Source organism: Christiangramia crocea, from assembly GCF_022410465.1.
GTDB classification, from domain to species: Bacteria; Bacteroidota; Bacteroidia; order Flavobacteriales; family Flavobacteriaceae; genus Christiangramia; species Christiangramia crocea.
Map to the genome: position 1 here is coordinate 99,314 of NZ_JAJSON010000019.1, position 14,325 is coordinate 113,638.

11 protein-coding genes are annotated in these 14,325 nt (G+C 38.1%); 6 read left to right on the top strand and 5 right to left on the bottom strand.

Annotated features, from left to right (window positions below; translation table 11 throughout):
* The first annotated feature begins 332 nt into the window (after positions 1–332).
* Genes LU635_RS08845 through LU635_RS08855 form a run of 3 tightly spaced genes read left to right on the top strand, consistent with a single transcriptional unit; the run spans position 333 to position 2,599 of the window.
* Positions 333–956, top strand: coding sequence for a hypothetical protein (locus LU635_RS08845; RefSeq protein WP_240098279.1), 624 nt, complete (start codon positions 333–335; stop codon positions 954–956).
* Between the two features lie 56 nt (positions 957–1,012).
* Positions 1,013–2,215: an alanine dehydrogenase gene (locus LU635_RS08850; RefSeq protein ID WP_240098281.1), complete on the top strand. Its 1,203-nt coding sequence runs from the start codon at positions 1,013–1,015 to the stop codon at positions 2,213–2,215.
* A 3-nt stretch (positions 2,216–2,218) separates the two neighbouring features.
* Positions 2,219–2,599: a hypothetical protein gene (locus tag LU635_RS08855; protein ID WP_240098283.1), complete on the top strand. Its 381-nt coding sequence runs from the start codon at positions 2,219–2,221 to the stop codon at positions 2,597–2,599.
* A gap of 37 nt (positions 2,600–2,636) precedes the next feature.
* Here the strand turns inward: LU635_RS08855 and bcp are convergent, their stop codons facing one another.
* The gene (gene bcp / locus LU635_RS08860; RefSeq protein ID WP_240098285.1) at positions 2,637–3,092 is read right to left on the bottom strand and encodes a thioredoxin-dependent thiol peroxidase; all 456 of its coding nucleotides are present in this window, start codon (positions 3,090–3,092) and stop codon (positions 2,637–2,639) included.
* Positions 3,093–3,124: 32 nt separating this feature from the next.
* Here bcp and LU635_RS08865 point away from each other — a divergent pair, with 32 nt between their 5' ends.
* Positions 3,125–3,781 (top strand): endonuclease III domain-containing protein, encoded by a 657-nt coding sequence (locus tag LU635_RS08865; protein ID WP_240098287.1) that lies wholly within the window; start codon positions 3,125–3,127, stop codon positions 3,779–3,781.
* A gap of 251 nt (positions 3,782–4,032) precedes the next feature.
* Here the strand turns inward: LU635_RS08865 and LU635_RS08870 are convergent, their stop codons facing one another.
* On the bottom strand, positions 4,033–4,617 hold the full coding sequence (locus LU635_RS08870; RefSeq protein ID WP_240098289.1) for an RNA polymerase sigma factor: 585 nt from the start codon (positions 4,615–4,617) through the stop codon (positions 4,033–4,035).
* Between the two features lie 234 nt (positions 4,618–4,851).
* On the opposite strand from LU635_RS08870, the gene uvrA reads away from it, so the two are divergent.
* The gene (gene uvrA, locus LU635_RS08875; protein ID WP_240098291.1) at positions 4,852–7,644 is read left to right on the top strand and encodes an excinuclease ABC subunit UvrA; all 2,793 of its coding nucleotides are present in this window, start codon (positions 4,852–4,854) and stop codon (positions 7,642–7,644) included.
* A gap of 123 nt (positions 7,645–7,767) precedes the next feature.
* On the top strand, positions 7,768–9,012 hold the full coding sequence (locus LU635_RS08880) for a hypothetical protein (protein ID WP_240098293.1): 1,245 nt from the start codon (positions 7,768–7,770) through the stop codon (positions 9,010–9,012).
* Between the two features lie 85 nt (positions 9,013–9,097).
* On the opposite strand, the gene LU635_RS08885 is transcribed toward LU635_RS08880, so the two are convergent.
* From LU635_RS08885 to LU635_RS08895, 3 genes are read right to left on the bottom strand one after another with little or no spacing between them, the layout of a single operon-like run.
* The gene (locus tag LU635_RS08885) at positions 9,098–10,555 is read right to left on the bottom strand and encodes an oligosaccharide flippase family protein (RefSeq protein WP_240098295.1); all 1,458 of its coding nucleotides are present in this window, start codon (positions 10,553–10,555) and stop codon (positions 9,098–9,100) included.
* Positions 10,556–11,839, bottom strand: coding sequence for a glycosyltransferase family 4 protein (locus LU635_RS08890; RefSeq protein ID WP_240098296.1), 1,284 nt, complete (start codon positions 11,837–11,839; stop codon positions 10,556–10,558).
* Between the two features lie 22 nt (positions 11,840–11,861).
* A complete protein-coding gene (locus LU635_RS08895; protein WP_240098298.1) occupies positions 11,862–14,276 on the bottom strand; it encodes a YfhO family protein in 2,415 nt (804 codons plus the stop codon).
* Positions 14,277–14,325: the final 49 nt, after the last annotated feature.

Here is a 14,325-nt window from a genome sequence, read left to right on the forward strand (position 1 = left end):
CTGCCTAAAATTAATTGTAAGAATTTTATTACTTTTGGAGCAGATTTATAAAGTGAATTTTTTTAATTTAATTCATTGAACGATTTATAAATAAGTTTAGACTAACATATTTAAAGTTTTTCAAGCGATTTTTAGGCCATTTTTTGGCTCAAAAAAGGGCGCAAAGGTACGACTAATGTTTTAATATATAGGATTTTAAGTTGCCATATGTTTGTTATCAGAAAACAAAACGAATTACCCAATTTAAAAACCTATAACGATGAAACTAAAAGCAATACTTTTCGCAGCCGCAATATTTGGAGCAAGTTTTTTTGTAACTTCAACTTCAGACAATGACACCAAAAAAGATGAAATTCAAAAACAAGCGGTCGACAGAAGGACGATCAGAATTCCTGCTGCTGGGTAGTATAATTGCCCTTTCGATAGCATTTTCACCTTATTTATTTTATCTATATGAAATTTTCCCAAACACTCCCGTTTGGGAAAATTCTTTTTTTACATATGAGAGCAAGTATTATCTGAATGTGACCACTGCCATGTGGACATATTTAGGTAAACTAGTACCTTTGCTTTTATTACTTACCTGGTTTTTCACCTGTAAGCACTGGTGGTATCATGCCATTCTCATCCCCACAGGGATGTATGCTTTCCAGTTAGTTGTCGCTTTTTATGAGGATGTTTATATGGACACTAGCATATTTATGGATATAAACGGACTTATTTACTTGGCCCCATTCTTTATTATTATCCTTTCTATAGTTTATTTAGTTCGTATCAAAATCTTTGATCGTGTCTATGGTTTAGATTTATCGGAATTGGAAGAAACAGAGATATCTGTTTTCTCTCCTATTTCTGATAAGGATATGAATGAAATCAAAAATTTTCAGGAAGAAGAAGAGTTTGAAGAAGAGCAAACTTCCGAAATTATCCTAGAAGACTATTACCGTAAACTCTAAACCTATTTCTTCTTTTTATAAATTTAGTTGTAATTTAACTGCTTTAACATAGTTATATGGGAAAACAGCAGGTTTCACCTTTTACTAAGGAACAACTAATACCACAGGAGGAAACCCTTGAGATATACAAGAGCAAAGGGCAACTTTTTATAGGAATTCCAAAGGAAACAGCCTACCAGGAAAAACGTATCTGTTTGAGCCCTGATGCTGTGGCTGCCATTACAGCCCATGGCCATAGGGTGATGATCGAATCTGGTGCCGGCAAATGGGCCCGATTCAGTGATAAGGATTATTCCGATGCGGGAGCCGAAATCACCAGAGATACGAATAAAGTATTCTCCTGCCCTATTATCCTGAAAATTGAACCGCCTTCTGAAGATGAACTGGAGTTGATCAATCCTCAAACCATACTCATCTCTGCGCTGCAGATTAAAACACAATGTAAAGAATACTTTCAGAAACTTGCTGAGAAAAGAATTACCGCCCTGGGATTTGAATTCATAAGAGATGATGATGGCAGCTATCCCATTGTTAGGGCTCTTAGTGAAATTGCCGGTACGGCCTCCGTATTGATCTCTTCAGAGATCATGAGCAACCATGAAGAAGGTAACGGACTCATGTTCGGGAATATCAGTGGAGTACCACCAGTGGAAATAGTAATTATAGGAGCCGGAACCGTAGGTGAATTTGCTGCAAGATCTGCTATCGGCCTGGGAGCCAGCGTAAAAGTATTTGATAGCTCTCTTACAAAACTCAGGAATATTCAGGCTAATCTGGGAAATACCTTCTACACGAGTACCATTCAGCCAAAGAATTTATCAAAAGCCTTAAAACGGGCCGATGTTGTTATTGGTGCGGTAAGAGGAAAAGATCGCTCTCCTGTTCTGGTTACCGAAGAAATGGTGCGTTCCATGAAGCGGGGAGCCGTTATTATTGATGTAAGTATTGATATGGGAGGCTGCGTGGAAACCAGCGAAATAACATCTCATGACGAGCCCATTTTTACCAAACACGATGTAATTCATTATTGTGTTCCGAATATACCCTCTAGATATGCCAGAACATCCTCACTTTCTATAAGCAACATTTTCACTCCTTACCTCTTACATATTGCTGAAGAAGGCGGACTGGAAAATACTTTAAGATTTGATCGCGGTTTGCGAAGTGGTTTGTATTTTTACCACGGAATTTTAACCAATAAGTCTATTGCAGACTGGTTTAATCTCTCCTACCGTGATATTAATCTGTTGATCTTTTAGGATATGAAACTCATTCACCGGCTCGGGTATTATGGCCTGGGACTTTTTTTTGGAATCGTTATTTTAATTTTCTTTTTAGGTGGCAAAAAAGCCTCTTGTGATTATAGCCCAAATGCAAGAGTACTAAAGAATATTAAAACCAAAAAACGTACGTTTTCTGATAGCTCTCTTCGCTCTTTTGAGAAAAACAATCTTGATACGAATATAGTATCAATTATTCTTGATAAGGGTGATGTAGACTTTGACAGAAGTTTAACCCAAAAGGATCCCTGCAATATTTACTATATTTCAGGTGAAGAAGAAAATAAACTTATAGAACTGGAAATAGAGAATTGTGATAGTCTCGCAACGATAAAAACCGCAAGCATAAAAAAAAGCGAATAGAATCTATTCGCTTTTTTCTTTTCTAGTAATGAGATGGCTACTGCTCTAAGATCTGTTCTGCATGAGCCTTTGTTTTTACCTTTTTAATTACTTCTTCAATTTTACCATTCTCATCAATAATAAAAGTTGTTCGGTGAATACCATCATATTCCTTACCCATAAATTTTTTAGGTCCCCAAACTCCATAAGCATTAATTACCTCTTTATCTTCATCTGCAAGTAAGGGATAGGGAAAGTCATACTTATTTTTGAAATTCTGCTGTCTCTTTTTAGAATCGGCACTAACTCCAAGTATCTCATAACCTTTTTTTTGCATAAGCTGGAAATTGTCACTCAAATTACAGGCTTCAGCTGTACAACCGGGAGTACTAGCCTTCGGATAGAAGAACAGCACCAGTTTCTTTCCTTTATAATCTGAAAGTTTTATTTCGTTCCCATCCTGGTCTTCAGCTTTAAAATCGGGAGCCTTGTCCCCTGCTTTCAATGTTGTCATAATTGTTACTTTTGCCTTAAATTTAAAGTTTTATGACCAAACAGGAAAAGGTACAGTTCGTTATTGATACGTTAAATGATATATACCCCGAAATTCCTATACCCCTTGATCACAAGGATCCTTACACTTTGTTAATAGCAGTATTACTTTCAGCTCAAAGCACCGATGTAAAAGTCAACCAGATAACTCCAAATCTATTTGAAATAGCAGATAATCCATATAAGATGGTAAAGCTTTCAGTGGAAGAAATAAGGGAAATCATTAAACCCGTTGGATTGTCTCCCATGAAATCCAAGGGCATCCATGGCCTTTCTAAAATTCTTATAGAAAAATATAATGGGGAAGTTCCGGCAGATATGGATGCTCTTGAAGAATTGCCTGCTGTAGGTCATAAAACCGCCAGCGTGGTCATGGCTCAGGCCTTCAATATTCCGGCTTTTCCTGTAGACACCCATATTCACAGACTTATGTATCGATGGAATCTAAGTAATGGCAAAAATGTGACCCAAACCGAAAAAGATGCAAAGCGCTTATTTCCAAAGGATCTTTGGAATAAACTTCATTTACAGATCATCTGGTATGGAAGACAATATTCTCCTGCTAGAGGATGGGATCTGGAAAAAGATATAATTACCAGAACAATTGGAAGAAAAAGTGTAGTTAAAGATTATTTAAAGAAGAAAAAATAAAAAAGACCTGCTGGCTAATGAAGCAGGTCTTTATATAATCAATTCAGAAACGTTTCATACTTCATCTTCTTGTGCTCAATTACACTCAGTGCTTTTGAATAATTCAAAAGAAACTGTATCGTCTCTTTCTTTGGTTGTGGATGATTAATTTTTCCTTCTTTTGAAGGTTTTTTAAAGTAAAGTTTCCCCATTTGGTATTATTTTTTGATGGTTTTATAGAATAACGCAACAAACGGGGGGATATTGTTCGATTAATTGGTTAAAATTAAATTTCTCTTTTCTATGATCTTCCGTAAATTGATAAGCGCATATCTCATCCTTCCCAGAGCCGTATTTATACTAACTCCCGTACGTTCAGAGATTTCCTTAAAACTCATATCCTTATAGATACGCATGGTTAAAACTTCCAGCTGATCTTCAGGAAGTTCTTTGATCAACTCCTGAACGTCAGATTCTATCTGATCTTTTATCAGTTGCTTTTCAGCATTTAGATCATTATCGCTTAAAACAGAAAAAATGTTAAATTCACCGCTGTTGTCAAACTTGGGCATCCTTTTATTCTTTCTGAAATGGTCAATTACAAGATTGTGGGAGATACGCATTACCCAGGGAAGAAATTTACCTTCCTCATTATACTTTCCTCTTTTTAAAGTCCGGATAACTTTAATGAAAGTATCCTGGAAAATATCCTCAGCGATATCTTTGTCAAAGACTTTTGAGAAAATAAAACTATAAATACGATGTTGATGACGATTGATGAGTGCGCCAAGCGCATTTTCGTTTCCATCAAGATAATCACGTACGAGCGAAGCGTCAGTTACCTTAGTGTTATTCATAACAGTTACTTTAATGTACAGGAATTTAGGGCTTCCTGAGGGTTAGGTTATTTAGTCTTTAAAAGTAACTGTGTGCTATAGGCTAATCTGATTTCGGTTGTTATGCTCCAAATATAGCAAGATAAAGTCGAGAATTACAAATAAAACCTTAAATTTTTAACAATACTATAAGTTTTTATCTACTTTCTTTCCCGCCCCATATTGAGTACCTTTGCCGTTTTAGCAGAATAAGGAATGACCGTAGATATTACCAATGCAGACCCTAAAAAGAACATAATCATTAAGGGTGCAAAACTGCACAACCTCAAGAATATTAATGCTATCATCCCCAGAAATAAACTGGTGGTGATAACCGGACTATCGGGATCAGGAAAGTCCAGTTTAGCCTTTGACACCTTATATGCAGAAGGCCAGCGACGATATGTGGAAAGCTTAAGTTCTTATGCCCGGCAGTTCCTGGGAAGACTTAATAAACCCAAGGTTGATTATATTAAAGGCATTGCTCCGGCCATCGCTATTGAGCAGAAAGTAAATTCTACGAATCCAAGGTCCACGGTTGGAACTTCTACCGAAATTTATGATTACCTCAAATTACTTTATGCCAGGATAGGCAAAACTTACTCACCAATTTCAGGAAATGAAGTAAAAAAGGATACCGTAACAGATGTAATAAATTACGTAAAAGACTTCCCCGAAAGGGAAAAATTACTACTTCTGGCTCCTATCCATGTTGAAGAGGGCCGTTCTCTTGAAAAGAAGATAAAGATCCTGGCCCAACAAGGTTATAGCCGGATCAAAATAGATAAAGAAGTTCTCAGGATCGATGAAACAGACCTTAGCAAGGCTCATGATGATAATACCTGGCTGGTGGTGGACAGGATTATTACCAAAGATGATGAAGATTTTTACAATCGCCTGGCCGATGCTGTTGAAGCCGCCTTTTTTGAAGGAAAGGGAGAACTATTCATAGAAAAGCTTGCTGATAACACCCAGAGACATTTCAGCAATAAATTTGAACTGGATGGGATAAGCTTTGTTGAACCAAATGTTCATTTGTTCAGTTTTAACAACCCCTATGGTGCATGTCCAAAATGTGAAGGTTATGGAGATGTGATTGGTATAGATGAAGACCTGGTGATCCCGAACACAGGCCTTTCTATCTATGAAAACGCTATTTTCCCCTGGCGTGGGGATAGTATGAGCTGGTACAGGGACCAGCTGGTCAACAATTCTCATAAATTCGATTTCCCCATACATAAACCCTATTTTGAGCTTACAGATGAGCAGAAAGATCTTGTGTGGAACGGAAATCAGTATTTTGAAGGCATCAATCAGTTCTTTGAATTTCTTGAAAGCAAGGCATATAAAATCCAGAACAGGGTGATGCTTTCCCGGTACAGAGGCAAAACCCGATGCACTACCTGTAAGGGCAAGCGATTGAGGCCAGAGGCCCAATATATAAAGGTTAGTGAACACAGCATTACCGATCTGGTGGAAAAACCTTTGAATAAGGTAAGGGCATTTTTCAGGGATCTTGAACTTAATGAATATGATGAAAAGATCGCTAAGAGGCTTTTAACAGAGATAAGAAACCGTCTGCAATTCCTTTCAAATGTAGGTCTGGATTATTTAACGCTCAACAGAAAATCGAACAGCCTTTCTGGCGGTGAGTCACAACGAATCAACCTTGCAACCTCGCTGGGGAGTAGTCTTGTAGGTTCTATGTATATCCTGGATGAGCCTTCTATTGGTCTTCATCCAAAGGATACCGAAAAATTAATTGGGGTATTAAAGCAACTTCGGGATCTGGGAAATACAGTAATCGTAGTGGAACATGATGAAGAGATCATGAATGCGGCCGATGAGATCATTGATATTGGCCCTGAAGCAGGAACCAATGGAGGTTACGTGGTTGCGACAGGAACCATGAAAGAAATCTTAAAATCTGATTCTCTTACCGCAAGCTACCTTAACGGTAAAATGGAAATCGAGGTGCCCAAAAAAAGAAGAACTTCAAAAAATAAAATTAAAGTTCTGGGTGCTAGGGAAAATAATCTGAAGAATATAGATGTTGAATTTCCTTTGGGTGTATTTACTGCTATCACAGGGGTTTCCGGAAGTGGAAAAAGTACTCTGGTAAAGAAAATTCTTTATCCTGCCGTACAAAAGGAAATTGGAGGTTATGGCGAAAAAGCAGGACAATTTAACGGAATTGAAGGCGATCTGAAAAAGCTTGGAACTGTTGAATTTGTAGATCAGAACCCAATTGGCAGGTCATCCAGATCCAATCCGGTGACATATATCAAGGCTTATGACGACATAAGAAATCTTTTTGCAGATCAGCGTCTGGCAAAGCTACGCGGATTCAAGGCAAAGCACTTTTCCTTCAATGTAGATGGCGGAAGGTGTGAAACCTGTAAAGGTGAAGGTGAGGTCACCATAGAAATGCAATTTATGGCCGATGTTCACCTGGAATGTGAAACATGTAATGGTAAACGTTTCAAAAAGGAAGTGCTGGAGGTCACATTTGAGGATAAGAACATTGATGATATTCTAAATATGACCATCGATGATGCAACAGCTTTCTTCGAAGAATATGGGCAGGATAAAATTGTAAAAAAACTGAAACCCTTAAGGGATGTGGGCCTTGGATATGTACAACTGGGGCAAAGTTCCTCTACCCTTTCAGGAGGAGAAGCCCAGCGTATAAAACTTGCTTCATTTTTAGTTAAGGGAAATACCAAAACCAAAGCCCTTTTCATTTTTGATGAACCCACCACCGGCTTGCATTTCCATGACATCGAGAAATTGCTTAAATCCTTCGATGCCCTTATTTCAAAAGGGCATACAGTAATAGTGATTGAGCATAATATGGACTTGGTTAAATGCGCTGATCATGTGATAGATCTTGGACTCGAAGGAGGTGAAAACGGAGGATATATTATAGGTGAAGGCACTCCCGAAGAGATCGCTCAAATAAAAGAATCCTATACTGCTGAATACCTTAAACAAAAATTAAATTTCTAATAATCAGGTTTTTAACACTGTAAAAAAAGGGTTGACAGTGCTCTGAAGTCGCTCTGTACGGACTTTGGCACGTGCTTTGTATATAATTGAGAAAATGTTCTTAATTAAATATAATCTACTACCATGAGAAACCTGACCCTTTTATTCGCATTCTTATTTATTGGATGGTCAGTATCGGCATCCGTAAATTCTAACCCAACCAACAGTTACTATAACGATTCATTTATCTTTATTGAAGGAGGCGTGGAATTTGCGGTTTACCCAAATGGTGAATTCGATTTCTATTTTAACCCTGAATTCAGAAGGGGAAATTCAGTTCATGTTTCGACTCCTAATGTAAACATCAGTTATAATTCCGGATACAACTACGATCCTTATGTTCAGTATGATGACTACGGTGCAGTAATCCAGATAGAAAGCGTTCCTGTTTATTATGATTATTACGGAAGAATAATTCAGGCAGGAAATGTGTTCATTAGTTATAACAATTTTGGTCGTATTTCCCGAATAGGGAACTTACGCGTCCATTACAATCACAACCATCATTTTTCCCACTACAGCGGGTTTATCAACCACCACAACAGGCAGTATGTATACAGGCCATGGCATAGCTATTACTCCCGCCCGAATGTGAATGTAAGCATAGTTTTCAACAGGCCCTACAGGGCATATTATCAACCACACAGAATTTCATATAATAAGTATGTAAGTGTTTACAATAATTACTATGTGAAAAATAACGGTAGAAGGAATTTTTACAGACCATCCGATCGCATAAGATCATATAATTACGGATCAAAGACTACCAGTAAACGTAATCTAAAACCCGTGCGTACAAGATCAAGTGATAATATTGCCAGGTCAAGACAAAGCGTTGCAAGAAATAAGGCCTATTCAGACCGGAATAAATCAGTAAAGCCTTCAGGTAATGACAGGACCAGGTCGTACTCTCAAAGAAATGAAAGAAGAGTGATAGGTAAGGATGATGGCGGCAGGAATAAATCTTACAGTTCTAGAACTGAAAGAAGCACAAATTCAAGAGGAAGGTCTGCGGGAATTAATAAAATTCAGAAACAAAGAAGCTCAAATGATAATCGATCTGTAAGGACTCCAAACCGAACTTCTCAAAGAAGCATTGAAAGCAGAAGCAGCAATACTAAAGTTGAACGGCCTGCACAAAATACCAGACGTAGATCTATTCAAAGATCTTCAGGAAGTTCTGAAAGGAAACCTTCGGTTCAACGTCAAAGAACTCAAAGAAGTTCTTCTGTTAGAGGCAGATCTTCTTCCGGAACATCGAGATCTGGATCAATTAGATCAAAAAAATCCTCAAGATCAATAAGTTCGGCACGAAATATGAAAGTATAATTATAGATGACAAGTTCATAATTTAATTTTTTGGTTGGTTAGTTGGAAAACCCCTGAAGCTCCCACGCTGAAGGGGTTTTCTCGTTTAATACCTCTTCAGAAGCCTGTTTATTATTTGGTTTATATCTACTGAAAACTGGAAACGGTATACCAGAAAAATATATAGAATCACCGTGATACTGCCTTTCAGAAAAATGTCTATTACTGGATGTAATGAAAAGTCCCAGAAATAGAATCCAAAACTAAAAATAGTAGTAAGAAGGAATAGCCACCAGGTATTTGAAGTAAATGGATGAATTTTAAATTTATTGAAGACAATAAATAGTTTTGAAGTGTTGTAGAGTGAAAAAGCCAGAAAACTGGCAAGAGCAGCCCCTTCTATTCCGAATTCAGGAATAAAAACTAAATTAAGAATAAAGGCAATTGCAACCAGAACAACTCCAACCCCAAGTACCAACCGGTAATAATCTGAATTGAACAGAATACTGTTATTGTTACCCAAAAAATTATCATAGAGCTTGACTAAAGATATAAGAAGCACCACCAAAATGCTGATCTCATATTCTTCCGGTATCAACTCATACAGTGAATTGATGTTTGTAATGATAAGTATAAATATCAGTCCGCCAACGATTAAAAGGTTTAATGAGCTTTTTTCATAAATATCCTTCAGTCCAAGCTTATCTTTATTATTAAGCATTTCGGCCGTAAGAGGATGGGTTATTTGATGCATTGCTTTTTGTGGCACCGAAATTACCGTGGCTATATACACTGCAATGCCATAAATAGCTACATTCTCTATAGGCAGGTAGTATTCAATCATCACCTTATCCAGATCCAGAAGAACAGTGGCCACAGAAGCTGCAATTAAGATCAGTGATGAATATTTCAGCACAGGAGAAAGGTTTTTTGGAAACTTTAAGCCAAACCTGGGCCTGTGAAGTGAAAAAGCATACATAGCCATTAAAATGGTGCGCAATACAAATACACCGGAAATTGCATATATAAACACCTCCACTGAAATCCACTCAAAATAAACAGAAAAAAGTAGGATGCTAATACAAAATCTATGAAAGACTTCTTTCATAAAATTTCCAAAGGTGCTTTTATAATAGATCTTGGACCATGAAAAAAACACCTCAAAATAAGCTGTGGCAAGTGCAATAAGAAAGATTAGCCATACATACGGCTGTACCAGATCGTTCTCTCCTTCAAAATAATTCAGCAGATATTCATAAAAAATCCATCCAAAACATCCTAACACAAGTGCGGCCAGGGCAGGAATTATAAGGACAAGGTTTAGCAACCGGTCCTGGTCACCTTTTGTTCTATAGGAAGTGAAGAATTTTATAAGTGTACTGTGTACTCCAAATATGAGGAAAGGCCAGATAAGGTTGGCTGCTGAAAGTAAAAAGCTCACCAATCCGTAATATTCCTGTTCTAGAAAATAAGTGAACAAGAAAAGGGTATTAACCGCCCCTATACCAAACCCGATATAGGTAGTCACCATGTTCTTAAAGGACTGGTTAATAATAACTCCCATTTATAGATTCTTAATCAAATTAGCCAGTTTTTCGGTTAGGGTTTTTCTGTGATAATCAGCTATATTATGAGAATTACTCAGTAAATCCTTCTGCTGATATTTCTGAAATTGTCTTAAAATATAAGATTTAATCCCATTTATATCCCCATAATTATACATCTCTCCTGCCCCTGTTCGGGTTATTATTCTTTCAACATCCCAGTTCTCAGGCCCAATGGCCAGAATTGGTCGTTTTGCGGCAAGGTACTCGAATAACTTACCGGGAATAATGCCTTTAGTCTCTTCAGAATCTATTTCTATAAGCAGAAGTACTGAAGCTGATCTTTGGAGTTCCAGGGCTTTCGCATGACTAACATAACCTTCATTTTCCAAATAAGGCTGAATGGCGTTTTCGCTGATAATATCTAAAACCGCTTCACTTATTTTTCCAGCAAGTCTCAATCTGAAATTATTCGCGAATTCTTTATTCTCCTGAATCAACTCTCCAATGGCTTTCCACAATTGCGCCGGATTACGTTCAGATAACAGTGAGCCGATATGCGCAAGCTCAAACTTATCATTTTCCGGCTCTTCTCGACTGATCTCGGCATCAAAACCATTGGTGATAACAGTTACCGGTTTTGAGGTCTTGGAATTGAACTCATCCCTTGTAGTAAAACTCGTGGTAATAATATGATCGGCTGTATTCAAAACACTTTTTTCCAATTCCTCATGCTTTTTTCTGGAGCTATCAGTAAGTTTGAGTTTCTCATGATAACCTATACGGGTCCAGGGATCCCTGAAATCAGCTACCCAGTTTATTCCAAGCTCTTCCTTTAGCTTTAGACCTATGAGATGCAAACTATGTGGCGGCCCCGTAGTTATTATTGCATCATAATCTCCATTTTTCAATTCCTCTCTCAAAAAACTAACAGAAGGTTTAACCCAAAAGTTACGGGCATCGGGAATAAAAAAATTTCCCCTTATGTAAAGCATGGCCTTTTGCATGGCCGACTGATTTTCTTCTTTTGAAATGATCCCGGAACTAATAGTCTCGGTTTCCTTTTTTGAAAAAAGTCCGGCAATGGAATAAGGTTCAAATATCTTCTTCTTGATCACTTTCACCCCATCAGGAATTTCCGATTCAAAGCTCTTATCTATTATCGGATAACTCGGGTTCTCTGGTGCATATACTACTGGTTCCACACCAAAATGTCGTAAATATTTCACGAATTTCAGCCAGCGCTGCACTCCGGGTCCACCTGCGGGTGGCCAGTAATATGTTATGATGAGAACTTTTTTCATTCAGATATAAGAATGGAGAACATCAATTTCTTTTTTTCAGTTCGTAACCAACTCCGCCAATTAGAACAAGGCCGATTAAAACTGAGCTAATAAGGGCTATAGTACTTCCTGTTTGTATAACTTCAGGCTCAAATTTAAATGTTATTTCATGTTCTCCTGCTGGCACATTCATCGCCCTTAATACATAATCTGCCTGTACATGAGGTACTGCCTTTCCATCTAGATATGCCTGCCAGCCAGGCTGATAATAAGATTCTGAAAAAACGACGAACTGACCTGATTCTGCTGAGACTTTATATTTCAATTCATTAGGCTGCTGACTCACAAGCTCTATCCTGGCATTTGTATCATAATTAAAATCCTCGTTTACTTCTTCTTTAAATTTTTCATTAATCACAGCAGTCCTCTGCAGGTCGGTATCATTTAAGGCAAGTATCTCTTCATCTGCATCTCCTACCCATTTGATATTTTCCACGAACCAGGCATTTCCAAAAGCATTTGGGTTTTGCTGCGCCTGATTTCCTTCTTCGGTAGGAACAATAAAATATTTCACATTCAGCATATTTAAAATCTGCATGTTATTCTCTGAAATATAGAAGTCATACAGATCCTGAATTCTTCCGGGTTTAGCCGCATGATATCCTCCCAGTGCATTGTGGAAATAAGAAGTTCTTCCTGTATTGAAAGGGTTACCCGACACATCGAAAACACGGTAATGTGAAGTATCCTGTAATATGGCAGCATCGGCTTCCTGCATTTCATATGGTTGTTCCATTTCCCTTGCCTGAACGAAGTCATCCCGGTTCACATACCGAAGGTCAACCCCGATAAGGTCTACCAGGAAAAGAATTGTGAATCCGCCTATTACGAAATTCCTGTTTATTTTACCAAGAAGATATACCCAAATAAGACCTGCAGAAAGAAGTACAAATATTAAGGAGCGCAACACATCAGAGGTGAAAATAGCTTTTCGGTCCTCTTCTAGAGCATCCATAAAGTCCATTCCGAATTGCTGATTATATATAGCATCATTGGCACCGGTAAAATCGAAGAGTATAGATTTGAAAAGCAGGAAAACAAGAAGCAATCCGCCTGTAATGATCGCCGACCACTTTAAAGCATAGGACTTTTCCTCTTCTTTAACTTTTTCATTAAAAAGCTTATAAAGCCCGAAAACAGCCATTACAGGTAAGCATAACTCAAGGATCACCTGAACCGAAGAGACCGCCCTGAATTTGTTATATAACGGCACAAAATCAATAAAGAACTGTGTTAAAAATCCGAAGTTCCTACCCCAGCTTAAAAGAAGTGCGAGAATACTTGCTCCTATTATCCACCATTTCAACCTACCTCGTACAAGGAAGAGTGCAAAAACGAATAGAAATATTACTGCAGCACCAATATAAGCCGGAGCTTTCACATAGGTCTGGTCTCCCCAGTAGGTCGGTACATTTTTCGCGAAATCGGCCGCCTGAATACTGGAAGCTCCAATTTTTCTTATCGCATCATAGACATTCGAGTCCCTACCTAAATTCTCAGAACTTCCTCCTCCCATAAATCGCGGAACAAAAAGATTGAAGCTCTCCAGGACGCCATAACTGTATTCAGTAATATAGTCGAAACCTAATCCCGATTTTTCTTTCGGAGTTCCATCTGGCTTAATGCTAAGTCCTGAATCTCCCCGGGTACTGAATTGAGTATATTCACTGGTGGCCATAAGATTAGTGGCGTTGGCGGCAATAGCGAGAATAACGGCTATCACCATCACTCCTATAGATTTAAAAAACTGAGGAAGCAGTTTTTTCCTGTAAGCGTCTATTAAATAAGCGATTCCAAGAACAATTACCAGCAGCAGGAGATAATAGGTCATCTGGAAGTGATTGGCCTGTATTTCAAGGGCCATTGCGACAGCCAGCAATAAAAAGCTCCAAATATTCCTATTCCGAAAAACAGCAATGATACCGGCCAGAACCATAGGCATATAAGCAATCGCATGTGCCTTGGCATTATGCCCCACTCCCAGGATTATAATAAGATAAGTGGAAAACCCGAAAGCTATAGCCCCCAGAAATGCAAGTTTATAATCTAATTTCAAACAGAGTAGTAATATGTAAAATCCTATGAAATAAAGGAACAAATAATCAGCAGGTCTTGGAAGGAACCTTAATATACTATCCAGTTTTTTTACATAATTATGCGGGTAATGAGCTCCCAGCTGGTAAGTGGGCATTCCACCAAAGGCCGCATCTGTCCAGTAAGGTTCTTCTCCGTTATCGGCACGAAAGTCTGTCTGCTCCTTTGCCATCCCGATATACTGAACTATATCGCTCTGGAAGATCTCCTTTCCCTGGAGAACAGGATTAAAATAGAATAAAGATAAAATGATAAAACCTGCCAGTACGAACAGGTGTGGTAAGAATTGCTTCAGTTTAGCCATTAATCGGACTTTAGATTTTAATCACAATATTTGTGTAAAAGCAAAGGCT